Source organism: Vibrio sp. B181a, assembly GCF_030248375.1.
In the GTDB taxonomy this organism is placed as follows: domain Bacteria; phylum Pseudomonadota; class Gammaproteobacteria; order Enterobacterales; family Vibrionaceae; genus Vibrio; species Vibrio campbellii.
The window spans coordinates 105,949-130,081 of sequence record NZ_JAHGAD010000001.1 but is presented as its reverse complement, the minus strand read 5'-3'; the positions used below and the strand labels follow the sequence as shown (position 1 = coordinate 130,081).

27 protein-coding genes, 1 rRNA gene and 1 riboswitch are annotated in these 24,133 nt (G+C 46.6%); of the genes, 17 read left to right on the top strand and 11 right to left on the bottom strand.

Annotation, left to right across the window (positions count from 1 at the left end):
* Window positions 1-340 (bottom strand): 16S ribosomal RNA (locus KIO97_RS00655); the annotation flags it as partial.
* Between the two features lie 538 nt (window positions 341-878).
* Window positions 879-1,403, bottom strand: a complete 525-nt coding sequence (locus KIO97_RS00650; RefSeq protein ID WP_285380485.1) for a DUF3087 domain-containing protein — start codon at window positions 1,401-1,403, stop codon at window positions 879-881.
* A gap of 158 nt (window positions 1,404-1,561) precedes the next feature.
* On the opposite strand from KIO97_RS00650, the gene trmY reads away from it, so the two are divergent.
* Complete coding sequence (gene trmY, locus KIO97_RS00645) at window positions 1,562-2,161, top strand: tRNA (pseudouridine(54)-N(1))-methyltransferase TrmY (RefSeq protein WP_005428388.1); 600 nt, start codon at window positions 1,562-1,564, stop codon at window positions 2,159-2,161.
* A gap of 77 nt (window positions 2,162-2,238) precedes the next feature.
* On the opposite strand, the gene KIO97_RS00640 is transcribed toward trmY, so the two are convergent.
* Window positions 2,239-3,582: a TldD/PmbA family protein gene (locus tag KIO97_RS00640; protein WP_285380482.1), complete on the bottom strand. Its 1,344-nt coding sequence runs from the start codon at window positions 3,580-3,582 to the stop codon at window positions 2,239-2,241.
* Window positions 3,582-4,967 (bottom strand): TldD/PmbA family protein, encoded by a 1,386-nt coding sequence (locus KIO97_RS00635; protein WP_005534803.1) that lies wholly within the window; start codon window positions 4,965-4,967, stop codon window positions 3,582-3,584. Before KIO97_RS00635 ends, KIO97_RS00640 begins: the two co-directional genes overlap by 1 nt.
* A 356-nt stretch (window positions 4,968-5,323) precedes the next feature.
* Window positions 5,324-5,434, top strand: a riboswitch (TPP riboswitch).
* Window positions 5,435-5,543: 109 nt separating this feature from the next.
* Here KIO97_RS00635 and thiD point away from each other — a divergent pair.
* The 8 genes from thiD (at window position 5,544) to KIO97_RS00595 (ending at window position 12,069) form a co-directional block, all read left to right on the top strand.
* A complete protein-coding gene (gene thiD / locus KIO97_RS00630) occupies window positions 5,544-6,416 on the top strand; it encodes a bifunctional hydroxymethylpyrimidine kinase/phosphomethylpyrimidine kinase (protein WP_285380480.1) in 873 nt (290 codons plus the stop codon).
* Window positions 6,406-7,161 (top strand): ABC transporter ATP-binding protein, encoded by a 756-nt coding sequence (locus KIO97_RS00625; protein ID WP_285380478.1) that lies wholly within the window; start codon window positions 6,406-6,408, stop codon window positions 7,159-7,161. Before thiD ends, KIO97_RS00625 begins: the two co-directional genes overlap by 11 nt.
* Complete coding sequence (locus KIO97_RS00620) at window positions 7,154-7,954, top strand: ABC transporter permease (RefSeq protein WP_005428301.1); 801 nt, start codon at window positions 7,154-7,156, stop codon at window positions 7,952-7,954. Before KIO97_RS00625 ends, KIO97_RS00620 begins: the two co-directional genes overlap by 8 nt.
* A gap of 46 nt (window positions 7,955-8,000) precedes the next feature.
* Entirely contained in the window at window positions 8,001-8,951 is a 951-nt protein-coding gene (locus KIO97_RS00615; protein WP_020195161.1) for an ABC transporter substrate-binding protein, read from the top strand.
* A gap of 54 nt (window positions 8,952-9,005) precedes the next feature.
* Window positions 9,006-9,674: a thiaminase II gene (gene tenA, locus KIO97_RS00610; protein ID WP_050937249.1), complete on the top strand. Its 669-nt coding sequence runs from the start codon at window positions 9,006-9,008 to the stop codon at window positions 9,672-9,674.
* Window positions 9,675-9,686: 12 nt separating this feature from the next.
* Window positions 9,687-10,478 (top strand): hydroxyethylthiazole kinase, encoded by a 792-nt coding sequence (gene thiM, locus KIO97_RS00605; protein ID WP_285380475.1) that lies wholly within the window; start codon window positions 9,687-9,689, stop codon window positions 10,476-10,478.
* A gap of 62 nt (window positions 10,479-10,540) precedes the next feature.
* Window positions 10,541-11,155 (top strand): thiamine phosphate synthase, encoded by a 615-nt coding sequence (thiE, locus tag KIO97_RS00600; protein WP_285380473.1) that lies wholly within the window; start codon window positions 10,541-10,543, stop codon window positions 11,153-11,155.
* A 188-nt stretch (window positions 11,156-11,343) separates the two neighbouring features.
* On the top strand, window positions 11,344-12,069 hold the full coding sequence (locus tag KIO97_RS00595) for a phosphatase PAP2 family protein (RefSeq protein WP_045383241.1): 726 nt from the start codon (window positions 11,344-11,346) through the stop codon (window positions 12,067-12,069).
* Between the two features lie 79 nt (window positions 12,070-12,148).
* Here the strand turns inward: KIO97_RS00595 and KIO97_RS00590 are convergent, their stop codons facing one another.
* On the bottom strand, window positions 12,149-14,596 hold the full coding sequence (locus KIO97_RS00590) for a molybdopterin guanine dinucleotide-containing S/N-oxide reductase (RefSeq protein ID WP_005435330.1): 2,448 nt from the start codon (window positions 14,594-14,596) through the stop codon (window positions 12,149-12,151).
* A gap of 23 nt (window positions 14,597-14,619) precedes the next feature.
* The gene (locus KIO97_RS00585) at window positions 14,620-15,714 is read right to left on the bottom strand and encodes a NapC/NirT family cytochrome c (protein WP_285380470.1); all 1,095 of its coding nucleotides are present in this window, start codon (window positions 15,712-15,714) and stop codon (window positions 14,620-14,622) included.
* Between the two features lie 231 nt (window positions 15,715-15,945).
* Between KIO97_RS00585 and KIO97_RS00580 the strand changes: the two genes are divergently transcribed.
* The 6 genes from KIO97_RS00580 to KIO97_RS00555 all read left to right on the top strand — a co-directional run bounded on the left by KIO97_RS00580 (window position 15,946) and on the right by KIO97_RS00555 (window position 19,423).
* Window positions 15,946-16,497 (top strand): GNAT family N-acetyltransferase, encoded by a 552-nt coding sequence (locus KIO97_RS00580; protein ID WP_285380468.1) that lies wholly within the window; start codon window positions 15,946-15,948, stop codon window positions 16,495-16,497.
* A gap of 46 nt (window positions 16,498-16,543) precedes the next feature.
* Window positions 16,544-17,275 (top strand): SDR family oxidoreductase, encoded by a 732-nt coding sequence (locus KIO97_RS00575; RefSeq protein ID WP_285380466.1) that lies wholly within the window; start codon window positions 16,544-16,546, stop codon window positions 17,273-17,275.
* A gap of 9 nt (window positions 17,276-17,284) precedes the next feature.
* Window positions 17,285-17,749, top strand: a complete 465-nt coding sequence (locus tag KIO97_RS00570; protein ID WP_285380465.1) for a GNAT family N-acetyltransferase — start codon at window positions 17,285-17,287, stop codon at window positions 17,747-17,749.
* A 118-nt stretch (window positions 17,750-17,867) separates the two neighbouring features.
* On the top strand, window positions 17,868-18,338 hold the full coding sequence (locus KIO97_RS00565; RefSeq protein ID WP_182052947.1) for an HAD family hydrolase: 471 nt from the start codon (window positions 17,868-17,870) through the stop codon (window positions 18,336-18,338).
* A gap of 60 nt (window positions 18,339-18,398) precedes the next feature.
* Window positions 18,399-18,899: a GNAT family N-acetyltransferase gene (locus KIO97_RS00560; protein ID WP_285380464.1), complete on the top strand. Its 501-nt coding sequence runs from the start codon at window positions 18,399-18,401 to the stop codon at window positions 18,897-18,899.
* Between the two features lie 74 nt (window positions 18,900-18,973).
* Complete coding sequence (locus KIO97_RS00555; protein WP_045370999.1) at window positions 18,974-19,423, top strand: GNAT family N-acetyltransferase; 450 nt, start codon at window positions 18,974-18,976, stop codon at window positions 19,421-19,423.
* 14 nt (window positions 19,424-19,437) lie between these two features.
* Here the strand turns inward: KIO97_RS00555 and KIO97_RS00550 are convergent, their stop codons facing one another.
* Together KIO97_RS00550 and KIO97_RS00545 are read right to left on the bottom strand one after the other, a co-directional pair.
* The gene (locus KIO97_RS00550) at window positions 19,438-20,097 is read right to left on the bottom strand and encodes a hypothetical protein (RefSeq protein WP_285380462.1); all 660 of its coding nucleotides are present in this window, start codon (window positions 20,095-20,097) and stop codon (window positions 19,438-19,440) included.
* Between the two features lie 68 nt (window positions 20,098-20,165).
* Window positions 20,166-20,609, bottom strand: coding sequence for a cytochrome c (locus tag KIO97_RS00545; protein ID WP_285380460.1), 444 nt, complete (start codon window positions 20,607-20,609; stop codon window positions 20,166-20,168).
* A gap of 132 nt (window positions 20,610-20,741) precedes the next feature.
* On the opposite strand from KIO97_RS00545, the gene KIO97_RS00540 reads away from it, so the two are divergent.
* The gene (locus KIO97_RS00540) at window positions 20,742-21,383 is read left to right on the top strand and encodes a cytochrome b/b6 domain-containing protein (protein WP_285380458.1); all 642 of its coding nucleotides are present in this window, start codon (window positions 20,742-20,744) and stop codon (window positions 21,381-21,383) included.
* A gap of 10 nt (window positions 21,384-21,393) precedes the next feature.
* Window positions 21,394-21,822 carry a MarR family winged helix-turn-helix transcriptional regulator gene (locus tag KIO97_RS00535; protein WP_045371010.1) on the top strand — a complete coding sequence of 143 codons (429 nt, stop codon included), beginning with the start codon at window positions 21,394-21,396 and terminating at the stop codon, window positions 21,820-21,822.
* 96 nt (window positions 21,823-21,918) lie between these two features.
* Here the strand turns inward: KIO97_RS00535 and KIO97_RS00530 are convergent, their stop codons facing one another.
* The 3 genes from KIO97_RS00530 to KIO97_RS00520 all read right to left on the bottom strand — a co-directional run bounded on the left by KIO97_RS00530 (window position 21,919) and on the right by KIO97_RS00520 (window position 24,052).
* Window positions 21,919-22,446 (bottom strand): hypothetical protein, encoded by a 528-nt coding sequence (locus tag KIO97_RS00530; protein WP_047476975.1) that lies wholly within the window; start codon window positions 22,444-22,446, stop codon window positions 21,919-21,921.
* A 338-nt stretch (window positions 22,447-22,784) separates the two neighbouring features.
* On the bottom strand, window positions 22,785-23,072 hold the full coding sequence (locus KIO97_RS00525) for a hypothetical protein (RefSeq protein WP_005428383.1): 288 nt from the start codon (window positions 23,070-23,072) through the stop codon (window positions 22,785-22,787).
* Between the two features lie 62 nt (window positions 23,073-23,134).
* Window positions 23,135-24,052 (bottom strand): DMT family transporter, encoded by a 918-nt coding sequence (locus KIO97_RS00520; RefSeq protein WP_285380454.1) that lies wholly within the window; start codon window positions 24,050-24,052, stop codon window positions 23,135-23,137.
* Between the last annotated feature and the right edge of the window lie 81 nt (window positions 24,053-24,133).

Sequence of the window (24,133 nt, the reverse complement as noted above, 5' to 3'; positions counted from 1 at the left end):
GTGTCTCAGTTCCAGTGTGGCTGATCATCCTCTCAGACCAGCTAGGGATCGTCGCCTTGGTGAGCCCTTACCTCACCAACTATCTAATCCCACCTAGGCATATCCTGACGCGAGAGGCCCGAAGGTCCCCCTCTTTGGCCCGTAGGCATTATGCGGTATTAGCCATCGTTTCCAATGGTTATCCCCCACATCAGGGCAATTTCCTAGGCATTACTCACCCGTCCGCCGCTCGACGCCGTTATCGTTCCCCGAAGGTTCAGATAACTCGTTTCCGCTCGACTTGCATGTGTTAGGCCTGCCGCCAGCGTTCAATCTGAGCCATGATCAAACTCTTCAATTTAAAGTTTTTGATTCCCTAAATAAATAGGGAGAGGCTCAATGAATACTGACTTCAAAACTACTTATGTAATTTTAAAGCTATTATCGTTCCAACAGAACGATAATGAATTGACTGTGCCAAGTCCTAAGACTTGATTGGTCACTTCGTTTCATTGAAACCTAATTTGAAACCGCTCTTTATTAAGAGAAATTTCTAATTGGATTATCATCAACGAGTGCCCACACAGATTGATAGGTCTATATTTTTAAAGAGCTTGCTTCGTAAGCTTTGCTATCGAAGCGGAGGCGTATTCTAAGGAATTAATTCTTAGTGTCAAACACTTTTTTAAATTAATTTTTAGAAGCTTTTCTTTCGCCTCATTGCCAACCGCTTTTGCGTTTCCGCTTTGCCCTGACAACGGAGGCGCATTATAGGGAGATGATTTTTCTTGGCAACCCTTTTTTAGAAAAAAACTTAAAAAAAAGCGTCGAGTGATGAAATCTCACTCAAACGCTTATTTTTAGCACTTAGTTGTTAACTTCAAGTAGCAAATAGGCAATCAATATGTGTCTATCCAAGACTCTTCAAAGCACGTGATATCCAGATCCAGTGATTGCGCCGCTTCTATTTGTTCTATTGCCTCTAATTCTTTATTTACACTGCTCATCGTTAATGTGTTGTTGTCTAACTCAAACACCTGACTTTGAGTCGTATAGTAGAACTTAAGTATCGTCAGCGCTTTTACATCGTGCTCGACAGAAGCGGCTTTAATGCTTTTCAGTTTGCGAAAGATCTTGTTGTGAAGCTGCTTGAGTTTCCAGACATACAACACTTCTTCCATATAAGGGCGTGTTTTGAATTGGTTCAACAAAGACAGTGAAGTGGCTAAGGCGAGCACAACACCAATTAAGTTCCAATGAAAGTTCCCCGTCGATTGTGCAGGTACTACATCTGTATTACCGAACAAGACAATTAATAAAGTACTAAAAGCAAGAGAAGAGATAGCAAGCAAGGCAACAAAGCCACCAATCACTAGGTTGACCTTCTTTCTATAGACTTGTTTGTTTATTTTTTTGATTTCCATATACCGCTCCTAACAGGTTGCCTCTATTCTAACCAGCACACTCCGTACGACAATCGAAGCTTTGTAAGTAAGTTCACATTTGCTATTAAACTCGCATCCCTTCCCTGCTTGGGTATATACTTCCGCGCATTCACTCTTCCTATATAAAGGCTAAATTCATGCGCTCTTTTGTTTTACGAGCTCGCGCGGCACCAACCACCAGCAAAGCACTGTTAGAAGGTGTTGGTAATGAAGCGCATACAGAGATTCTTGCTCATACCATGATGAACACTATGTTCGTTGCTCAATCGCACCGCGAAGATGTGGTTGTGCACTTGGTTTTAGAAAGCACAAAAGATTTCTCACGTACCATTACCATTCGCTCCAACGACATCACCAACATTGGCGGCTTCCATGAGTCAACCTTGATTGCAGCAGTGGCTCGCGCTTTAGACGCTTCGGTTGGTATGGGTAAAGAGGAGCTTCGTGAAGTCGAACCTGGCATCACCGTTCGTACAGTCAGCTTTGAACGCCTAGTGCAAGAACTGGCAGAAGATCACCAACTATATATGTTGGATAAAAAAGGCGAATTTGTTCGTGATGCAGAAATCGGTGGAAACCCATGTTTCTTGCTAACTGACCATATTCCGATGCCGAAGAAGTCTTATAACAGCTTGAAGCGCCTTGGCACAGAGAAGATCAGCTTAGGTCCTAAGATGCTTTTCGCTTCTCAGTGTGTGGTATTGATCCACAATGAGTTGGACATTCGCGAATTTTAATTCTCGCGAGTTAATCACTCCATAAAAGAAAGAGGACTCCATTGAGTCCTCTTTTTGTTTCTATAGTAATGCTAAGTTTACTTACCGCCAATGCTCAAACGAGCAAAACGAACATCTGGCGAGAAGAAAGTTCGGCTATCGTTAATTAGCTGAGTATCACCCACTGCCTCAACTTCTTGCAGCATCTTGTAGAAGTTACCCGCTACAGTGATACCACGCACTGGTTGAACGCGCTCCCCATCACGGCACAAGAAGCCACTCGCACCAAACGAGAAATCACCACTCACTGCATCCGCGCCAGAGTGAACACCCTGCAGTTCAACTAACTCTAGGTACTCACCCGCTTTCACTTCTGACGCACTGCTGTTGCCTGTCGCAATCACTTTGTGATTCGCTGATACGTCTAAGCTCGATTTTGCACCGCGAGCAGCACTTGCGGTAGATACTGCGCCCAAGTAACTCGCCGTCTGGCTGTTGTGTAGCAAAGTTTTCAATTCACCATTAGCAATCATGACGTTGTCTTGAGTAGCAAAACCCTCACTATCAAAGCCCGAAATTGCCATACCATTTGGCATGTAAGCCGCGTCGGTAAAAGTGATCAAATCACTCGCAACACGTTGGCCAAGCTTGTCACCCAATGGTGTAATGCCTTTCATCGCACTTACGCCAGAGAAAGCACTGCCAAAAGCACCGAACAAACTTGCTAGCGCATTGATATGGAAGATTGCTGGGTAGTTACCCGTCGCAACCGGAGCGCCGTCAAGAAGATCGCGAGCAAGGTTGTAACCACCTTCGATACAGTAAGCAGGGTTCAACTCATCAAAACGACGACCAAGTGACATTTGCCCTGCCATCGACTGTTTACCGTCTTTTTCAAACAAGGTGTACGCGTAACAAGTAAACGAGCGTTCGAAGTGTTGGCACAATGAGCCTTGTGTATTGGCGATGATTAATTGTGTTTCGCCATCACTATAACCATTGTAAGGTGCGCTAGAAGCGTGAGGCAGAGCGACTACGCCTTGCTCAAGAGCGAGAGACATTTCAATCTTTTCATCAACCGAAGTTGTGTCTTCTTGAGCAATCTCAGCTACGTCAGTCGTAATTTGGCTGTTCACGCAACTAATGGTCTGGTGTTCGTCTTGCTTGGAAAAACGAGCGCTTTGCAGTGCATTAGTCAGCATCAAATCTAAGCTCGGTTGTTCTAATGATTCAGAGTAGCTCGTTGCGACACGCGCATCTTTAACAACACGAACACCCAGAACTTGGCTTGAGCTTACTTTGTACTCATCCAACTGCCCTTGGTTCGCTTTCAGAGAAAAGCTGCTGTTGCGGTTTACAATGACGTCCGCTTCTGCGCCTTGACGCTTTGCTTCTGATAGGACGTAATCAACCGCATTAAGAAGTTGTTTTTCTTGGCTCATTAGTTACCGCCTCCTACCAGAATGTTATCGACTTTCAGCGTTGGCTGACCGACTGTTGTTGGCACTGAACCACTCACGGAACCACACATGCCCGGCGCAAGCGCCATGTCTTTGCCGACCATGCTGATTTCTTTCAACACTTTTGGACCCGTGCTGATCAGCGTTGCAGTTTTCAGAGGCTTAGTGATTTTGCCATTTTCAATGAGATAAGCTTCACGAACGGCAAAGTTAAACTCACCCGTACCCGGTTGAACCGAGCCACCGCCCATCTTCTTCGCATAGATACCGCGTTCGATACCTGCCAGCATATCATCAAGTGAATGCTCGCCTTCTTCGATAAAGGTGTTACGCATACGCGAGGTTGGTGCGAACTTGTAGTTTTGACGACGACCAGAACCCGTAGGTTCGTAACCTGTCTTCATGCCACCCATTTTATCGACCATAAAGCTGGTTAGCTTACCGTCTTTGATCAATTGAGTGCGCTGAGTCTTCATGCCTTCGTCATCAACGTGAATCGAGCCCCATTCGTTGGTCATGGTGCCATCATCGACAGCATTCACAGCGGTGTGAGCAATCATTTCGCCCATCTTGTCGTGGAATACGGACGCTTTCTTCGCAACCGAAGTAGTTTCTAGTAAGTGGCCACAAGCTTCGTGGAAGATTACGCCACCAAAACCATTGCCAATTACCACCGGCATTTCACCCGATGGACACGCATCCGCGCCAAGTTTTACTAACGCTTGCTGCGCGATAGTTTGACCTAGCTCTTTCGCATCAAGTTGTTCACTGAACTCCCAACCAGCAAGAGCGCCTGGACCTTCCATACCTGAAGACTGCTCATTACCTTTTTGCGCGACAGTATTACCAGCAACTCGGATGTAGTGACGAGTATCGTCAACGTGTAGACCTTCAGAGTTGAAGATAGACACTTGTTGTTCGCGCTGAAGCACGCTGCCAATGAACTGGCTGATATGTTCACTCTCTGCGCGTGCGGCTTGGTCAACTTGCAATAGGAAAGCGATTTTAGAATCTAGGTTCGCGTCTTTGCCAAGTGGCATACGACAACCATGTTGAATTGGGTAGCGGTTCAGATTGAGAGAACCTGCTGAGGCGATTTGCTCACGCTTGTCTTTTGCTGCAAGCAGTGAGGTTACGCGTTTTAGTTCGGCTTCATCTGTGCTGTTGGTGTAACCGTAAAGCACTTTATGACCGAAGAAGAGACGAATACCGATACCAAAATCGATACCCGAGTTAACCTTGTCCACCTCACCAGATGCGATCTGGACAGTGTTGGTTTGATGGTGTTCAACGAATAGCTCAGCGAAATCAGCCCCTAAAAAGAGGGCATGATCGATCACCGCTTTCGCTGTTACAGAATTAAGCATGAAATCTCCTTGCTCGTTGATCGTCCTAGCCTTCCCCACCTTTGAGTTAGACTCTGTTTATAACAGTCATAACCTAAATTGGATGACTCAAAAGGATATTGGCAACGCGTTAAATATTAACACTTTTTTAACCTTGTTTTGTGCTAATCCTTGCTAAATCAAAGAACGATTCGTTACGTATTATGTCGATATCTGATTATTAGATAGTGTCTTGAACTGCCATTTTCAATGCAGCACGTTATTTACACTAAATTCGGTTCTCTCATTACTGCTCTCAAGTCTCATATTTAACCGATTGCTCTGTCTTGGTCGGAAAAAACACGTGCACCGTAACTGAGTGAACTGCTATTATCATGACGAAATAGTCGGGGGGCCCTTGCAGTTTATGCATCGGCTGAGATCGAAATTCGAGACCCGTTGAACCTGATTCAGTTAGCACTGACGTAGGGAACTATCATCACTTTGCCACTAGCTTGCCTTGAGTCTCTACCAGTGCAGCTAGCCCAATGGATCCGATCACCGATCTTCCCTTGCTTGGCCAAGTCAGTTCCTGTACGTCTTGTAATAGGAGCGACCATGGCACAGCAGTCAAGCCAAGAAAAACCAACAACACAGCCACAAGCAGCAACTTCAACAGACACACCGATTGTGTTGACGATTGCAGGTTCTGATAGTGGCGGCGGCGCGGGCATTCAAGCCGACATCAAAGCGATGTCCGCAACTGGCAGTTTTGCTTGCTCGGTAATCACGGCGATTACTTCACAAAATACCCAAGGCGTTTCTGCGATTTTCCCCATTCCTCTCGACCATGTAGAGAGCCAACTTGATGCGGTATTTACCGACCTCAACATCGTTGCAGTTAAAGTGGGCATGCTGGCCGATTCCAATATCATCAAAGTCGTTGCAGACAAAATTAAACAATACCAGCCAAAACACCTCGTGATTGACCCTGTTATGGTGGCCACCAGCGGCGATCTATTACTGGAACAGTCGGCAATCAGCACTTTAAAACAAGAATTGATTCCGCTCGCAGACATCATTACCCCTAACCTACCTGAAGGCGCAGCCTTGACCGGTAAGCCAGTGCCTCAGTCAGAATCTGAAATGAACGATATGATTGCTGACTTGCGCGCATTGGGGGCAAAAGCGGTACTGTTAAAAGGCGGTCATCTGGAAAAAGACGAAAACAGCAACGATCTGCTGATCATGCAAGATAGTGCAGAGTTAATCAGTGCTAAACGCTTTCCAACCAAAAACACTCATGGCACAGGCTGCACGTTGTCTTCTGCTATCGCGTCTTATCTCGGACAAGGCAACAATCTGCACAAAGCGGTGCACCTTGGTAAGCAGTACATCAGCCAAGCTATCGCGCACGCTGATGAATTGGATGTCGGTAAAGGTCACGGCCCTGTGAACCATTTTTTTGCAGGCCACACGCATGTGCGCTAATGCACTCGGCATTCAGCTTACCGAAGCAAGTCTGCAATACAAAGACAGCCAAACGCCAACATTAGCAGGGTTGAGTATGACCATCCCTGCCAATCAATGGACTGTGTTACTTGGCCGCAGTGGTTGCGGAAAAACGACGATCCTTCGTTATCTAGCTGGGTTGTTAGACGACAAAATCGAATGGTATGGCGAATTAACCACAACGGATGGCATCGCTCTGCACGAACGTATCGCCTACATGGCACAACAAGATTTGTTGTTGCCGTGGTTAAATGTGTTAGACAACGTCTGCCTCAGTTCTCGATTTTCTCAAGACCAAGCACCAGAACAAGATAAACAACGTGCACTGACTTTACTCAGCCAAGTGGGACTCGCCGATTACGCGGATGCTAAGCCAGCTCAGCTCTCTGGCGGCATGAGACAACGTGTTGCCCTTGCTCGCACTCTGATGCAAGACAAGCCTCTGGTTCTGATGGATGAGCCTTTCTCTGCACTGGACGCGGTTACTCGCCATAAGTTGCAAACCTTGTCTGCCGAATTATTGAAAGATAAGACGGTTGTTCTGATTACCCACGACCCACAAGAAGCGGTGCGATTAGCTCACCAACTCTATGTGTTGCAAGGCACACCTGCGCAAGCTCAGCACTTGGTTGTTCCGGATTCCAAGCCACCACGAGTTCTCGATGGAGAGTGCGCCGCGCTTCAACAAGCGATTTTGGATCAATTGGAGAAAGACTATGAGTGATATGACTCAGTACAACTCCGTTTCGGCACGTATTAATAAAAAAGAACGCGTGACCCATCCGGCTCTGCGCTTGGTCATCAGCACTGCGGTGATCTTGGGATTGTGGCAGTTGGTCGTGGTGATATTCGATATGCCAAGCTTCATCTTACCTTCACCTATTGAAGTGCTGGATAGATTGGTCACTCGTTACGATGTCTTGCTCAAACATACTTGGGTTACCGCGCAAGAGATCTTACTTGGCTTGGCGCTTGGATTGTCGATGGGTTTGCTGTTCGCATTGCAAATGCTGATGTTTGAGCCGCTGAAGCGTTGGTTACTGCCCATTCTGATTGCTAGCCAAGCGATCCCTGTGTTCGCCATCGCGCCAGTGCTCATGCTTTGGCTTGGTTACGGCATTGCGTCGAAAGTCGTCATGGCGGCGATCATCATCTTTTTCCCCGTCACGACATGTTGCTACGACGGCTTACGCAATACACCAACAGGTTACCTCGACCTTGCCAAGACCATGGGCGCGTCGAAATGGCAGTTACTTCGTCATATTCAATTGCCAGCCGCACTACCAACGTTAGCTTCAGGTATTCGTGTTGCCGTCGTTATTGCGCCAATTGGAGCAGTGGTCGGTGAGTGGGTAGGTTCAAGTGAAGGCTTGGGTTACCTGATGCTCCAAGCTAACGCTCGCATGATCATTGATGAGATGTTTGCGGCGCTGTTTATCCTCGCCGTGCTGTCTATCGCACTCTACTTCATCACCGATAAATTATTGAAAAAAGCCATCCCTTGGGAAAGCAAGTAATTGCAGAAAATAACCAAAGGAAATTGGGAAAGAAAGGAAAAGCCCCGTGAATAAAAACAAACTTATGAGCGCTGCTGCTCTACTCGCTTCAGTGGTATCAACCAACGTGCTTGCCGCTGAAAAAGAGATGACACTGATGTTGGATTGGTTCGTCAATCCAAACCATGGTCCTATCGTGATTGCCAAAGAGCGCGGTTACTTCAAAGAACAAGGTTTGAAGGTCAACATTCAAGAGCCTGCAGATCCAAGCACACCACCTAAGTTGGTCGCTGCTGGCAAGGTCGACATGGCGATTTCATACCAACCGAGCCTAACTATCGATGTCGCAGCTGGTTTGCCACTAATCCGCTCTGCGACTTTGATTGCTACGCCACTCAACACTCTGATGGTGTTGGATAACGGTAAGAATGAAAACCTTGGCGACTTAAAAGGTAAGAAGATCGGTATTGCGATCGCAGGCAACGAAGAAGCAACAATCGGCACTATGTTAGCTCAAGAGAATGTGAAGTTTTCTGACGTACAAATCATCAACGTAGGTTGGGCGCTATCTTCGTCTCTTGCGTCTGGCAAGGTGGATGCGATTTGGGGCGGTCTACGTAACTTCGAAACCAACCAACTGGCACTAGAAGGTTATAAAGCTAAAGCCTTCTTCCCTGAAGAACACGGCGTGCCAGCGTATGACGAGTTAGTCTTCGTAGCCAATGCAAAAACCTACGACAAAGAAGCCATCAAGGCATTCAACAAAGCACTGGAGCAAGCGACCACTTACATCGTTAACCATCCAAAAGAATCTTGGAAAGAGTTTGTGGCTTATTCACCAGACACCCTCAACAACGAGCTTAACCAACGCGCTTGGAATGACACGCTAACTCGTTTCGCTCTTCGTCCATCTGCAGTAGATCTGAAACGCTACGATGATTATGCCGAATTCATGTATTCACAAAAAATCATCGAGACACTGCCAAAAGCGAAAGATTACGTACCGAGCTTTGACTAATTCTACTGACCTTAGGCTCAAAGCCTAAGGTCTTTTGATAACGAGATATCCATAATGAAATACCAAGACTTGATCGACGCTTGCCACCAAGATTGGCAAGAATACACTGAGCATGCTTTCGTGCAGCAATTGGCGCAAGGCACTCTGGCTCAGCCTTGTTTTCTGCACTATCTAAAGCAGGATTTTCTGTTCCTAAAGCAGTACGCACGAGCTTACGCATTAGCGATCTACAAAGCGCGTACTTTGGATGACATGCGCCGCGCTCTCCCAAGCGTACATGCATTGCTCGATTCTGAAATCGCCCACCACGTGACTTACTGTGAGCAATGGGGGCTGACGGAATCCGACCTAGAAAACGAGCCGGAAGATTTCGGCACTGTGGCTTACACCCGCTACGTATTGGATGCCGGCATGACGGGCGATCTTGTTGATCTATACGCGGCACTAGCGCCATGCTCTATCGGTTATGCCGTTATCGGTAAGATGCTGATTGAAGATGAGAACACGGTAATCGAAGGCAACCCATACGCAAGTTGGATCAACCTCTACGGTGGTGAGGAGTTCCAATCTGGTGTCGTAAAAGGTGCAGAACACTTTAACCAGTTATTGGCGGAAATCGACATCAATAGCCAGCGTGGTCAAAACCTGATTCAGGTATTCAAAACTGCAACGCGTATGGAAGTGGCATTCTGGCAACAAGGTCTGAATGCTCAGCAAGATTAATCGGAGAGTCTCATGTTAATTGAACAAATCACCCAAGCATTAACCGCAGTACGCCAGCAAAAGCCATTAGTCGTCAACATCACTAACTACGTGGTGATGAACAACACGGCAAACGCGCTATTGGCTATCGGCGCTTCTCCAATCATGGCGCACTCCAAGCAGGAAATGGCAGAGATGATGTCGTTCGCTGGCGCATTGGTTATCAACATTGGAACCCTAGACAGCGTTTGGACACCTCGTATGAGCTATGCCCTAGAGCAAGCCAATGCCAATGGTAAAATCGTTGTACTCGACCCCGTCGGTTGTGGAGCAAGCTCATTACGTACCGAGACATCACGTGAGATCGCACGCCTTGCAAACAAGTTGATCATTCGTGGTAACGCTTCAGAAATCATTGCTCTCGCTGGCGAGCAAGCACAAAGCAAAGGCGTCGATGCACTAGACAGCAGCGACGCAGCACTTGGCGCAGCAAACTTCTTAGTCTCGGAGTATGGTGCGAGCGTAGTGATTTCTGGCGAGACTGATTACATCGTCACGAAAGGGCAAACCGTGCAGCTAAACAACGGTCACGAGATGATGCCATACGTAACCGGAATGGGTTGTACGCTAACGGCTATTACAGGCGCTTTTGCTGCTGTTGGTGATGACACTGGTCTCGCTGCAGCGGCGGTACTGGGCGTTGCTGGCGAGATTGCAGCGGAACAAGCTCGCGGCCCAGGTAGCCTGCAAATGAACCTGTTGGATGAGCTTTACCAGTTGGATGAAGAAACGCTGGCCAAACGCCTAAAACTGCAAATGAGCTAAGCTTTTTTCTAACAAATATCGACCTCTCATTTCATCTAGATGAGAGGCTTAAAGGAAACCCAATGAACGCCTATCGTTTATATTTGGTCACCGATGACCAACAAGATTTAGCCACACTAAAACGTGTCGTGAGAAAAGCCGTGGAAGGTGGCGTGACCATGGTACAAGTCCGCGAAAAACACGGCGATGTGCGTGCGTTTATCGAACGAGCTCAAGCCGTCAAAGACATCCTTAAAGATACCGATGTGCCTTTGATCATCAATGACCGCGTAGATGTCGCACTGGCTGTCGATGCTGATGGGGTCCACCTCGGGCAATCAGACATGCCAGCAACCATTGCTCGTGAGTTGATTGGACCAAACAAAATTCTCGGCTTATCTATCGAAAATGAAGAGCAACATACAGAAGCCGACTCTCTTCCGATTGATTACATCGGTTTGAGCGCTATCTTCGCAACACCAACCAAAACCAACACCAAGAAGCACTGGGGTATTGATGGTTTGAAGATGGCGTTAGAGACGACTTCACTGCCGATTGTTGCTATTGGCGGCATCAACGAAAGTAACATTCCTCAACTGAGCGCAACTGGTGTTCATGGCTTGGCTTTGGTTTCTGCAATTTGCCACGCGGAAGATCCCAAAGCAGCATCGGAGTATCTATTGGGGTTAATGAGCTAACCTCACTCACTCCAGAGCAAAGCGCTTATGGATGAGCGCGTTCACCTCTCAAAACTTTCAACACCCCCTCCTTTCACAACGAAGGCCTGCAATGTCACTTTCAAGACCGAATTGACAGAGCGTTGATAAGTTTTTCACATCGATTGTCGTAAGATAGCCGCCTATTTTCGACTGCTGTATGACTTTTCATGAAAACTAAAAAATACGGTTTGATGATGCTCGCCTTGTTCATTCTTGGCATCATCCCACTTTCGCTGTTTGCCTCGTATCACGATCTTACTTCTCACGTTTCTGACGGCACAGGCATTCTCTTTACTCTGCTAACCGATTCTGCGGGCAGTAAAGGCTTTTTGATCACTCTAACGCTGTTGGTGTTATCACTTTACCGCTTCAAGCCAAGCCAGTCTGACTGGATGCAAAAACTCTCCATGCTGGGATTGTTACTGGTGATTGGTTTTGCCAGCAAAACAGGCTTGAAGCTGATGACAGAAAGCCCGCGTCCCTACACCGAGCTGCTTGCTGCAGAACAATTGATTGAGCATCCAGAAGCGTTTTATCAACTAGAAACCGCTCAGCAAGCGAGTGTGATTGGTGAGATCTCCGAAAAAGTCAGTGAATGGCGCACTCGTCACTGGCAAGGTGAAAAAGACTATTCCTTCCCATCTGGTCATACGATTTTCGTTTCTATCTGTTTAGCCTTCTTTGGTGGGTTGTTTTTGCAGAACAAGTGCTATTTCTCTGCCGCTACCTTATGGGTTTGGGCAATGGGCGTGGCGTACAGTCGCTTATGGCTCGGTATGCACCGGATTGAAGATTTGATTGGTTCAGTGGTGTTTGTCGCTGTGGTATTTACCTTACTGCCTAGATTTCAAATAACTAAAAGAGCGCCTTTCGTTGCCTTAGCAACCAAGTAAACGCCTTAAAAAAATAGAGAAAAAAGAAGCCAGCAAGTTGCTGGCTTCTTTAGTTTTGTATCTTTGGTTCTGACTGAGCTTAACCGTTCTTAGGCGGTGTGAATGCTGTAAGCTCAAGCACTGGACCTTCGTACTTCTCGATACGAACCAATGCAGAGTTCGCCGCACAACCGTTCGCAAGGCGAGAGGTTGGAATATCGAGCGTAAGAACGTTACAACCACCGTTTTTACAGATGCCTGTTTTCGGGTCTAGATCTGGCCAGCCACCTTCGTGAATACATACTGAGCCTTGCTTGATGCCATCAGTCACCAATGCACCAACCAGAACTTGACCACGGCCATTGAAGGCACGAACAAGATCGCCGGTTTTAATACCACGCGCTTTTGCGTCTTCTGGGTGGATTGAAATCGGCTCACGGTCAGCAATCGCGTACTCTTCACGAATCTTCGCGTAGTTGAACTGGCTGTGTAGACGATGCGCCGCGTGCGCTGTCATTAGCTGAAGTTCACCATCCGTTGCGTTACCTGTGTACTCTGTTGGCTCCATCCATGTTGGGTGTGGAGGACAATCTTCTAACTGGTAACCTTCAATCGTCTTAGAGAAGATCTCGAACTTACCACTTGGCGTACCTAGTGGGCTCATAATTGGGTTTTCACGGAATTCAGCGTAACGAACGAACTGCGCGTTCTTCTCGTTCCACTTCATTTCGATCAACTGGTTATCTTCCCAGAATTTGCTGAAGTTTGGCATTGCGATGCGTTGGCCACGACCGCCTTGCTGCGCTGCTTTGTAGAAGCCGTACAGCCATTCCATTTCAGTCTTGCCTTCGGTGTAAACGTCACGTCCACCCGGAGCAAGTAGTTCTGCCATGTCCGCAAATACATCGAAGTCGTTACGAGCTTCACCTTGAGGCTCAACCACTTGCTTCATTGGCACTAGGTGTTGGTTACTGTAGTCACCTGTCATGGTCATATCGTTACGCTCGAACGATGTGGTGATAGGTAGAACAATATCCGCGTGCTTCGCTGCCGCTGTCCAGTATGGTTCAGAGATAACGATAAGCTCCGGTTTTTGCCACGCTTTGATCAGACGGTTAGTGTCTTGGTGGTGAGTAAAGTTCGCACCACCTGCCCACCAAATCATCTTGATCTCAGGGAACGTTAACTCATGACCATTGTGGTGGTAGCTCATACCTGGGTTTTCTAGTGCTTCAACAATACGTGCCACTGGGAACGCGTTAACAGAACCAGAAACCGCCCAGTCGTTACCTGCAGAAGAACCGCCGCCAAGAGATGCAGAAATAGCAGGAAGTACACCCGCATCACGTGAAGGGTTACCGCCGTTTGAGTAGTGGTAAGAGAAACCAAAACCACCACCCGGTAGACCAACTTGACCCAGCATGGTTGCTAGCGTTACCAGCATCCAGTGACGTTGTTCACCGTATTGCTGACGCTGCATACCCCAGCCCGCCATTAGCATTGTGCGGTTTTTGCTGAAGATGTCTGCTAGCAGCTCAAGTTGCTTAACTGGCACGCCACAAATCTTAGATGCCCACTCTGCAGATTTCTCAACGCCGTCTTCTTTACCCATTAGGTAAGCTTCGAATACGTCGTAGCCTGTGGTGTATTTTGCTAGGAATTCTTTGTCGTGCTTACCTTGTTTCACAAGCGTATGCGCGATACCCATCATCATCGCCACGTCCGTCATTGGGTGCGGAGCAATCCACTGTGCGTTGTCACCGAAGAACTCGATGGTTTCTGAACGCATTGGGTCGATAGCGATAACCGTCTTACCTGACTTCTTAAGCTGATGGAAGAACTCAAGGCCCGCACAGTCTGTTGAGCTCCAAGCGATTTTCAGTGTGTTGATTGGGTTAAGACCCCAAAGCACCACAACGTCACTGTGCTCAAGAACCACAGGGTAAGTCGTTTGCTGTTCGTAAACTTCAATAGAACCTACCACGTGCGGCATGATCACCTGCGCAGCACCTGTAGAGTAGTCACCAAGGTGACCTGAGTAACCGCCCGCCATACTCATGTAACGCTGTAGAAGCGTTTGTGCTTTGTGCAACACGCCACTTGAACGCCAGCCGTAAGAACCAGCAAACACCGATTCAGCGCCGTGCTCTTTACGAATGCGCATGTGTTGTTCGTGAATCAGTTTGTAAACTTCATCCCAAGACACGCGAACGAATTCATCGCTACCACGTACGCCTTCTGGCGCAGATGGGTTTGCCAAGTAGCCTTTACGTACCATTGGGTACTTAACACGAGCTTTAGTATGAACTTGGTCAGGGCCCGTAGTTTGAAGACTGTTTGGTACCGTTTGTGGCAATGCGTTCGTGGTTGAAACCAGCTTACCGTCTTTTACTTCACACAGCATTGGGCCCATGCGACCCGCTGTAAGTACACCTGAACCACGCTTATCAGACGCTAGCGCGCTCATTGGCGTCAATGAAGTGAAAGCCAGAGCACCAGCAGTAAGACCAGTGCCTTTTAGAAATCCGCGACGAGTTAAATTAGTCATAATCTTATCCTTCTATTTCTCTATTAGTGACCAACCACATCTTTCGCGTGGTGCTGGAAGAACTTAGTCAAAATTTCTAGGTTTTCTGCTGAAATATCAGTGCGATCACCCATACTCTTCGCTACAGGACCCCATGCGTTCACAGTAAAGTGATTTGAAGGAATTTTCGCGTGACAAGTTGCACAGTAAACGTTGTCCAACTCTTCTGCGTATGACCAAACCGGCTCTAGCGTATCAACCACTGGAGAATCGATCGTTGCCGTTAGAGCAACAGGACGCCACTCGTTGCCGTATACGTCTGCTTTGAACTCGCCAGCCTCAACTGCTTGTTGGCCTTGTTCAGATAGTGTTGCAACAATCGCGCGTTGACCTTCACCCATGTAAAGCACTTGCTCTGCGCCTTTCATTTGGAATGCATTGATCTTCACAGTGCGGTTGTCACCTTCCGCTTTCACAACGTTCAGTTTGGTTGTTGGGTTCACTGTACCAAAGTCACCCATGCTGATAGACGTCACTGGGTAAACCACTTTCGCGTCAGCTGCTGTTTTGGTTGTGAAGCTCATCAGTGTTTCAAACGCCTTGCTATCAAGTTCCGCTTCTGGAGCGAAGTGCGCTACGCCTTTGTGACAGTCGATACACGTTTGATCATTCGCTTTGCCGTATGCGTGCATCTTCGCCGCATCACGTGATTGCTCGTACTCTTCCATTGCATCGAAATCATGACAAGAACGACAGGTTGCCGAATCGTTTTCACGGAACTGCTCCCAAACCATCTCTGCAAGTTCAGTACGGTGTGCTTCGTACTTCTCTGGCGTGTCGATCTTACCTGTTACAAACTCATGGTAGATGTCTTTTGAAGCGCGGATCTTAGTGACCAAGTAATCCATTGGCTCTTTCGGAATGTGACAGTCCGAACATTCTGCGCGAATACCTTTAGCGTTACTAAAGTGCACTGAGCCTTGGTACTCTTTGTAAGGGATTTCCATAGAGTGACAAGAGAGACAGAACTCAGTGTCAGATGTGTAATGCATCACTGCTGCGGTACCACCTAAAGTTAGCCAGCCCACACCAATACCCACTGCCACCATTGCGGCGATATAACGTTTTTTAATTGACATAATTGGAAATAAATACTCACAAAGTTACATGCTTTGTCGCATATTTACCTCTTTAGTAGTATTTGGTAATTGATCTGAGTCATACGTCCCACCTAGGTGGTGACTTATTTTTCGTTATTGAGAGACTCCTTAGCATATTCCATATTTCCAAAAAATCTTTCTTGACCGAACCTATTCGTCATAACGATAGGTGTTGTTTATCAAAGCACTTTTGATATGTTTGTGTGAGATATGAAAACTCGATCACATGGAGGCGATTCAAACGTGTTATCTCTACCCATTTCTACCCCAAGAACTGAGCTTAAACCGCTAACAAAAAGTGATTGGGATCTGTATCGCCGCTTGAGTAGCGAACCACAAATCATCGCGCTTTGTTTTGACCCACCGACCGATGAGGAAATGCGCCAAAAGTTCGAATCGCGGTTACCTGCATGGACACCGCAAAGCGAGCATTGGTTATGTTTGGTGATTTATGAAAAACAAAGCGCACGACCAATCGGCATCACAGGCTTTGTATTGCAAGATGGTATTGCTGAAGTCGGGTATTTATTGCTGCCAGAATTTTATGGCCAACAGTTTGGTACGGAATCCCTTACCGGTGTGATTGAGTGGGCGTTTGAGCAGCACAAGATTTCTCAGTTTTCCGCCACGGTCACAGAGGGCAATATTGGCTCTGAACGAGTGCTGGAAAAATGTGGTTTCACACTCACCGAGACCATCCCTGAAGCCTATGAAATAGGCGGGAAAAAGTACGCAGATAAGCTCTATTCATTACAAAAATAATATTCTCTACAGAATTAATATTCGTGACAAAAAGTAAGGACGTATTTTGCAGAAAGTAGTCATTATCACAGGCGCAAGCCGAGGCATCGGAGCCGCAACCGCCAAATTACTCGCCAAACAAGACTATGCCGTATGCGTTAACTATCGCGCGCAAGCCGAGGCTGCCGCGCAAGTTGTTCGTGAGATTGAGGAGGTTGGCGGTAAAGCCATCGCCATCAAAGCGGATGTTTCCGATGAGCGACAGGTACTCTCATTGTTTGAACAAACCGAACAAGCACTGGGAAAAGTCACCCACCTCGTCAACAATGTTGGCATCTTGTTCACCCAATCTCGTCTTGCGGACATGAGTCTTGAGCGATTCCAAACTGTTATGAACGCTAATGTCACTAGCTGCTTTCTCTGTTGCCGAGAAGCAGCAAAACGATTTGAATCTGGCAATGCGATTGTTAATGTTTCTTCTGCCGCATCCCGCTCTGGTGCGCCATTTGAATACGTTGATTACGCTGCCTCAAAAGGTGCAATGGACTCGCTCACCAAGGGGTTATCGTTAGAGTTGGCGGAACAAAACATCCGTGTTAACGGGGTTCGCCCAGGCTGTATTTACACCGATATCCATGCAGATGGAGGCGAGCCGAATCGAGTCGACAGGCTCAGTGAAAGAATCCCTCTCAAACGAGGGGGCACGGTAGATGAAGTGGCCAATGCCATCGCGTGGCTACTCGGTGATGAAGCGTCTTATGTCACAGGTTCGTTTATCGATCTAGCTGGCGGAAATTAAGGAACAGTAATGAAAATCAGATCAGCGACACCCGACGATCTCGACACACTTTTTGATTTAAACAAACAGATCAACGAGCTTCACCACCTTTATGCACCACAGGCATTTGTTGCTCCATCAGAAGAAGACCGAACATTTTTGATTAATATGTTAGCTGATGAAGAACGATTGTTTCTCGTTGCAGAGGAAGGCCAACAAGTACTTGGTTTTATAACCGCAACCATTACCCAAAATGAAACCATCAGCTTTTTAATCAAAGACCCGATTTGCCGCATTGGCACCATCGTCGTCGATGAAAATCAGAAGTCAAAAGGCGTTGGCCGAGCCTTAATGGCGGCCGTTGAACAATGGGCACGCGAGTCAGGTGCAACTCAAGTCCGCTTAGAAGTCATGGAGTTCAACCACAATGCGCAGCAGTTTTACGACAAGCTGGGGTTTGTTCCCAACTCCCGCCTTATGATGAAATGTTTGTAACGATCACGACATTTAAGCGAATTTCAGCATTAAAGCTTACGTGAATCGCATTTATCTTTCACACTTTCCTTCCCTTTTCGAAAAGACGATATGATGTACGAATAAAGGAGATTCGAACATGATTTATCTTTTCGATTGGGGAAACACCTTGATGGTCGATTTTCCTCACGCACAAGGAAAAATGTGCGATTGGGAACACGTTGAAACCGTTCCTCAAGCCAAAGAGACTTTGGCGCAACTCACACAACATCACCAAGTTTATATCGCGACCAGCGCATCAGATTCAGCGATGGAAGATGTACAAAAAGCCTTTCAACGAGTTGGACTCGACCAATACCTCTCTGGCTACTTTTGCTTTGCAAACCTTGGTATTGCCAAGAATCAGCCTGATTTTTATCTTGCGGTCGCAGAGCAATTGAGTGCTGAACCAAGTCAACTCATCATGGTAGGTGACTTACCTGAAAAAGACATTTACCCAGCAATGGACGCAGGCTTAAACGTCATTTGGTTCAACCCTAAAAACCTCCCTGCGCCAAGCAAACCAATCCCAAATCAAATACGTTGTTTGTCCGAGTTACTACGTACCTGACCGACATACACACAAATACACTTAAGCCGCTAAACTTTATGCACCAATCAAGGAAGATAAATGCAGATAAGACCGATTACACTCAACGATATCGAACACTTTATTGCGCTTTGGAATAGCGTTTATGAGGAAGGCGAATACTTACGTTCTCCCGCGCCAAAAAAAGCGATATTAAGCAAGGTAATTACTCGTGTAGAAAAAGAATCCATTCCCCAGTTTGTGGCCTTTGATGAAAAACGCTTAGTCGGCAGCATTGAAATTTTCCCAGCTGAAATGTGTGGCTACGAAGGTGGTGAATTTGCCAAAACTGGCTTCCTCGGCATTCATATAGACCAACAATATCGAAACCATGGGCTAGGAAAGAAGCTACTTGAGACTGCTATTCAAAGCGGCTGGGAATATGGCTATGACACCATCGCGCTTCACGTTTATAAGAGCAATCGGCGAGCGATTACCTTGTATGAAAAATTTGGCTTCGAGCATTGCGGCGAGCTGGGTGAAGTGCTGCTGCCCAACGGCAAATATCTGATGAGTCAGAAAATGGTCTTAAAGCATCCGTAAGTTGATTCTAGTAGCAAGACCACATTGCCTTTGCGATATACTGAGCTGAACCCAATATTTACCGCGTACTTGTGATGATTGAATATAAACCTTTATCGCCAAATCAAATCCCGATGGCTTTGCTATTGGAAGCCGATCCAGACCAAGACAATGTTAATCGCTATCTTGCCTGTTCATTGGGCTTTGTTGCGGTAGAAGAGAACCAGATCGTCGGAGCGTGTGTGGTGTCGCCGCTTTCAGAAACGCAGGCTGAAATCATGAACGTCTCAGTCGCACCTACTCATCAGCAACGTGGTATTGGCTCAGATTTATTGCGATTTGCCATTGAAGAGTTAAAAGGCCAATCTTTTCAAAAGTTGATATTAGGAACGGGGACGTTTGGTTATCAACTGACTTACTACCAACGCTTGGGTTTCAGGGTAGAGAGCGTGGATAAAGATCACTTCTTACTCCACTACCCAGAACCAATTTGGGAGAACGGTATCCAGCACAAAGACATGCTGCGTCTGTATCTAGACCTTTAAACATAAAGGCTTAGTTAGCTTTTCATATCCAACTTTTTACCCAAGTATTCAATTTCAAAAGTCGCATAGCCAAGCTGTACCGCTTCAAAAGAGTACATCAGGTTTTGCGCCTGTTGGGCATCTTTCGCCAATACGGCGACGGAGTAAATCGGACGCTCAACACCATTGTCCAACACTTGGGTATTGATGTAAGACGAGGTGACTAAGCCGGAGTTGTTCAAGCTGATCACTCGCTGCAGATCGACACCTAATACACGGTCCATTTCTAACGCCTCAATGCCCTCTTTCCAACGTAACGTCACACTGTAGTTATCACTTTCTGGCGTGTTGTCTAACCATTTAGCTCCTAGTGGTTGAATGCTCGCGATCTTCACCAAATCTTGCTGATACATAGGTAAGTCCTGCAATTTAGTGGCAACTTCCGCCTCGTTATTTGCCGACAACACGAAACGCAAAATCTGTACTGGTTTACCATCAATACTGCTTGGTAAAACAAACATGTCTTTCACATCACCTTGTTCGATCAGTTGGCTAAAGGCCGCTTTCTGCTCTGGCAGTGTTTTGAGAACCTGTTCCGAATCATTGGTGTTCCAAACGAGCTCCACGCCGTAATCAGCAGCAAAGCTAGAGAAAGAAGCCACAGTAAGCGTGCTTAATAGAATGAGTTTTTTCATAAGGTTACCTTTCACTTAACGATTTTCTTTTTTGCTTCGATATAAATTCAATGTTGTGGTTCGATTGATTACCAACGACTGCGGTATGCACGATGACAGCTTCGGCAAGTACTCTGAGCTTGCTTAAGTCCTGCCTCAGCCGATGAAACTTGTTGGTTCTGCGCAGCTTGATACAACTGTGCAAACCCTTCATCCATTTGCAGCATCAAGCGATTGAAGTTATCTGGTTTGCTCCACACTTCTTTCTTCGCTTTGCTCTCAGCTTGGCTTCCCTCTGGAAACGCTTGTTGCAGTTGCGCGCTGTGACGTGTGAGTTCAACACCAATCTGTTCTAGCGCGAGCCAATCGGTATTGCTGCCTTTCAATGTCTTACCGGCTTGTTTCGACAGGGACTCTATTTGCTCAAATGTATTCTGACGCGATTCAATTTGAGCGCTGAAGTCTTGGGCAAACACTGTTGTTGATACAAAGATGGTTGGTAAAAGTGCAATCAGTGCCAATGTCTTTTTCATTTCGTTCTCCTGGTTTTTCGTTATTGCTGTGTGGTTGCAAATAAATTTACACAACAATCATTGCGTACGCAACTATTGTTGTGTAAATTACCGTAAAGAAGATCATCACACCGAGAAAAGATCGAGGTAATTATGAAAATTTGGGATTTAGCAACGCGACTTTATCACTGGGCTCAAGCCTTACTGTTTATAGCCTTGATGGCATCTGGATTGTCTGGCAATGGGCCTCATGTTCAATTGGGATTAGCGTTATTCACTTTGTTGTTATGGCGATTAACTTGGGGAGTTATCGGCAGCGAAACCAGTTTGTTTCGACAGTTTCTCCGCTCGCCTAAAGGTGTCATTACTTACTTAAAAGGTAAATCGGCGGTGACTGTGGGTCATAATCCTGCAGGCGGCCGGATGGTGGCGGCATTACTAACGACATTGCTGCTTCAATGTATCTCGGGAATGGCGCTTGGCGGCTTATTCGATACGTGGCCATATTCCGATGTTTGGCTTAACGACAACGTGTTTACAGGGCTTGAGTGGTTACATCTGACCTTGGCCGATCTTTTGCCTTTACTGATCGCCTTACATGTTGGTGCGATCCTTTTCTATAAACTAAGAGGTAAACCCTTATTGAAAGCGATGATCACAGGTAAACAAACCCAAATGAACAAGCAGGCGCTCATCACGGAACAGAAAATTGTCTATCTCGCGCCGCAAAGCCGTGCTTTAGGGGTGCTAGTTGCTGCAACATTGGTTACCATGGCAATCGTTGCTTTATCATAAGAGTAAGAAAATGAGCGAACAGTTTGACAGACAAGACAGCTTTGGCTGGATGATCAATGTCGTTGCACACGATGCAGCGAAGCGATTTGAAGCCGAGCTCAAAAAGCACGGACTTACCGTTGCACTTTGGCCGACCATGATGTGTTTGTGGGAAGAAGAAGGCGTGACGCAGCGCGATATCGCAGCAAAATCTAAGGTAGAAAACTCGACCACGACTCGTACCTTAGACAAGTTGGAGAAATTAGGTTTGGTAGAGCGCCATCCCGATCCAAACAGCCGCCGCTCGTTCCGTATTTATCTAACGGAAGAGGGACGAAGCCTCAAAGAAACCTTGTTGCCAATTCCACTGGCTGTTAATAAAGAGCTGATGAGTCCGTTAGAGCCAGCAGAGCAACAAGAGATGCTTCGCTTGCTAAAAAAGTTGGTCGCAGAGATTTAGCACTTCGCTAAGTTTTTCCAACCCAAGAATTAACAAAGCCCTAAGTTCTGCACTTGGGGCTTTGTACTTTTCTACTCACGTCAGTTTACTTGATGTCTAGCAACCTTCTGTAACATGCCCTCTTACCACCGAGCGAGTCGACGCTTGATTAACGTAATAGAAATAGCACGCTTCACGTTCCAAGGTGTACCCTTGCGGCCAAATATACACGACACGATCTAATCCTGAATGATCAGCAAACTGATACTCCGGAATCGTGACAAAATGGGCACTGTTTGGAAATTGATTCCCCATGATGCAAAAATCACTGCCTTTACACGGCTTATCAATGGGTGAGTTGCCTTTGGCAGGCAGACCAATCTCTAGTAACGCTCGTATGCTATTTGCACTTGCTTCTGGCATCCCACTGAGCATGTTCACTTGATGATCAATGTACGTCATTTGTCTGCGCTCCTGCGCATCATCAATCATCACTTTGGCGTGGAAGAACTTAAGAGACGTCCCCAAAGAAGACTGCGAACTGTGCAACATTGAAACGTAAGCTTGACGGTGAATATCGAGCAGAATTGGCAAGGCGGCGAGAGCAATGGAACCCAAGGTTGCTAAGACGATGGTGATTTCCATCAACGTAAATCCTTTTGTTTTCACTTTTGACTCTCAGCATACAGACAGATGATAGGGGTTCGCTCCCACATCCATGTGAGAGCCGAGCCAATATATCGCTGAAATTACGCAGAGAAACGCGCAAATGATAAGAAAAAACGAGGGAATCGAGAACTTGAGAGTGACCGCCAAATTACATTGAAAAAAGCAGTAGAAGCGGCGTAAAAATTCGACTGAATTCAAAGCCTTGACGCAGGCCAAAGCCCTGCAAGCGACTGTTTCTAAAATAAGAATTGATATTAGTTAGTACTTTTGATGTATTTAAAAATATCGTTTACTTCACTTTTATTCCGATTGGATTAGGCGTTGAGCAGCGGCACGTTATTGCGGATTAAGCCTCGGCGTACGCTAGTGCACATTTTGCCGAATCGACGGATTTCATCAAACTGAGGCGTGATACCGCGATCCATTGCAGATTCCCAATAGCTCAGTTCAGAATCTACCATTTCCAACAATTTTTTAGGGCAACCAATGCATTGTCCCTCTGGCCCGCAAACAAAGGTCTCGGGTTCATAAATCGGTAATTCTGCTTTGACTTGTTCAATGATATTGCGCATCGCGCTCATTCGATCTGGCTTGACGGTCATCATCCGACTCCACAAACATGTAAGGAGCCGGATTGTACTCTCTGGCACGCAAATGTCCCTACCTAATTTAGGTATATTTTACGTTTCTGCTTTGCAACCTTTGATTTAAACATTGGTAGCTCAGGCTTTTTCACCACTAAGTAGACCGCTGTCGCCGCTAATACAAAGCCAATAATGCCCATCCAATCCAACGACTCACCGAAGACAAACCAAGCTTGAAGCGCCGTGGTCGGAGGCACAAGGTAGAACACAGAAGCAACACTCGATGCCGCACCATTCTTCACCATGTAAAGCAACAGCAGAATCGCCACACAGGACAGCACGACCACAAGCCAGATTAAGGTAAGAATGAACTCCGTCGTCCATTGCACCTGCATGGTTTCAAACTGCATCGCGATTGGCAGGAACATGGCCAATGCCGCCAAATACTGCACCGTCGCGCCGCCTACCATATCCACTTGTTGGCAATATTTCTTTTGATACAAAGTGCCAAGCGTAATACCAAACAACGACGACAAGCACACACCAATCGCTAAGGTTTTGTGCAAATCGGATTGCCACTCCATTTTCCCCATAAGCACCATAGCAATACCGACAAAACCCAAGGACAAACCAATCCACTGTGATGGTTTGAACTGCTCAGAAGCGAACGCCACCAGCAACACCGCCGTTAAAATAGGCTGTATTCCGACGAGTAGTGAGCTTAAGCCCGCCGGCATTCCCAAACTGATGGCGAAGTACGTTCCGCCCAGGTAAAAGCCGTGAATCAATATTCCGACAACGCAGCTGTGCCAAAAGTCTTTTCCCGTTGGAATGCGACGACGCAGAAAAGCCACAATCACCAAAAACAACAGGACATTAAATGCCATGCGAATCGACAACAAGGTCGCAGGCTCGGCATACTGCAAACCAAATCGCGCACCAACAAATCCAGAAGCCCAAAGGATCACGAACACAAAAGGAATGGCTCTGACTAACATGATTTGCCCTCACTCTACTTACTTTTAAATCTTGAATGTTTTTAATCTCGAATGTTGCTAATGTAGTTAGGTACAGTGTTT

Excerpts from the sequence above, each read along its gene's own strand:
- KIO97_RS00650 (WP_285380485.1), bottom strand. The coding sequence starts at position 1,403 with ATGGAAATCAAAAAAATAAACAAACAAGTCTATAGAAAGAAGGTCAAC.
- trmY (WP_005428388.1), top strand. The coding sequence starts at position 1,562 with ATGCGCTCTTTTGTTTTACGAGCTCGCGCGGCACCAACCACCAGCAAA.
- KIO97_RS00640 (WP_285380482.1), bottom strand. The coding sequence starts at position 3,582 with ATGAGCCAAGAAAAACAACTTCTTAATGCGGTTGATTACGTCCTATCA.
- KIO97_RS00635 (WP_005534803.1), bottom strand. The coding sequence starts at position 4,967 with ATGCTTAATTCTGTAACAGCGAAAGCGGTGATCGATCATGCCCTCTTT.
- thiD (WP_285380480.1), top strand. The coding sequence starts at position 5,544 with ATGGCACAGCAGTCAAGCCAAGAAAAACCAACAACACAGCCACAAGCA.
- KIO97_RS00625 (WP_285380478.1), top strand. The coding sequence starts at position 6,406 with ATGTGCGCTAATGCACTCGGCATTCAGCTTACCGAAGCAAGTCTGCAA.
- KIO97_RS00620 (WP_005428301.1), top strand. The coding sequence starts at position 7,154 with ATGAGTGATATGACTCAGTACAACTCCGTTTCGGCACGTATTAATAAA.
- tenA (WP_050937249.1), top strand. The coding sequence starts at position 9,006 with ATGAAATACCAAGACTTGATCGACGCTTGCCACCAAGATTGGCAAGAA.
- thiM (WP_285380475.1), top strand. The coding sequence starts at position 9,687 with ATGTTAATTGAACAAATCACCCAAGCATTAACCGCAGTACGCCAGCAA.
- thiE (WP_285380473.1), top strand. The coding sequence starts at position 10,541 with ATGAACGCCTATCGTTTATATTTGGTCACCGATGACCAACAAGATTTA.
- KIO97_RS00595 (WP_045383241.1), top strand. The coding sequence starts at position 11,344 with ATGAAAACTAAAAAATACGGTTTGATGATGCTCGCCTTGTTCATTCTT.
- KIO97_RS00590 (WP_005435330.1), bottom strand. The coding sequence starts at position 14,596 with ATGACTAATTTAACTCGTCGCGGATTTCTAAAAGGCACTGGTCTTACT.
- KIO97_RS00585 (WP_285380470.1), bottom strand. The coding sequence starts at position 15,714 with ATGTCAATTAAAAAACGTTATATCGCCGCAATGGTGGCAGTGGGTATT.
- KIO97_RS00580 (WP_285380468.1), top strand. The coding sequence starts at position 15,946 with ATGAAAACTCGATCACATGGAGGCGATTCAAACGTGTTATCTCTACCC.
- KIO97_RS00570 (WP_285380465.1), top strand. The coding sequence starts at position 17,285 with ATGAAAATCAGATCAGCGACACCCGACGATCTCGACACACTTTTTGAT.
- KIO97_RS00565 (WP_182052947.1), top strand. The coding sequence starts at position 17,868 with ATGATTTATCTTTTCGATTGGGGAAACACCTTGATGGTCGATTTTCCT.
- KIO97_RS00560 (WP_285380464.1), top strand. The coding sequence starts at position 18,399 with ATGCAGATAAGACCGATTACACTCAACGATATCGAACACTTTATTGCG.
- KIO97_RS00555 (WP_045370999.1), top strand. The coding sequence starts at position 18,974 with ATGATTGAATATAAACCTTTATCGCCAAATCAAATCCCGATGGCTTTG.
- KIO97_RS00550 (WP_285380462.1), bottom strand. The coding sequence starts at position 20,097 with ATGAAAAAACTCATTCTATTAAGCACGCTTACTGTGGCTTCTTTCTCT.
- KIO97_RS00545 (WP_285380460.1), bottom strand. The coding sequence starts at position 20,609 with ATGAAAAAGACATTGGCACTGATTGCACTTTTACCAACCATCTTTGTA.
- KIO97_RS00540 (WP_285380458.1), top strand. The coding sequence starts at position 20,742 with ATGAAAATTTGGGATTTAGCAACGCGACTTTATCACTGGGCTCAAGCC.
- KIO97_RS00535 (WP_045371010.1), top strand. The coding sequence starts at position 21,394 with ATGAGCGAACAGTTTGACAGACAAGACAGCTTTGGCTGGATGATCAAT.
- KIO97_RS00530 (WP_047476975.1), bottom strand. The coding sequence starts at position 22,446 with ATGGAAATCACCATCGTCTTAGCAACCTTGGGTTCCATTGCTCTCGCC.
- KIO97_RS00525 (WP_005428383.1), bottom strand. The coding sequence starts at position 23,072 with ATGACCGTCAAGCCAGATCGAATGAGCGCGATGCGCAATATCATTGAA.
- KIO97_RS00520 (WP_285380454.1), bottom strand. The coding sequence starts at position 24,052 with ATGTTAGTCAGAGCCATTCCTTTTGTGTTCGTGATCCTTTGGGCTTCT.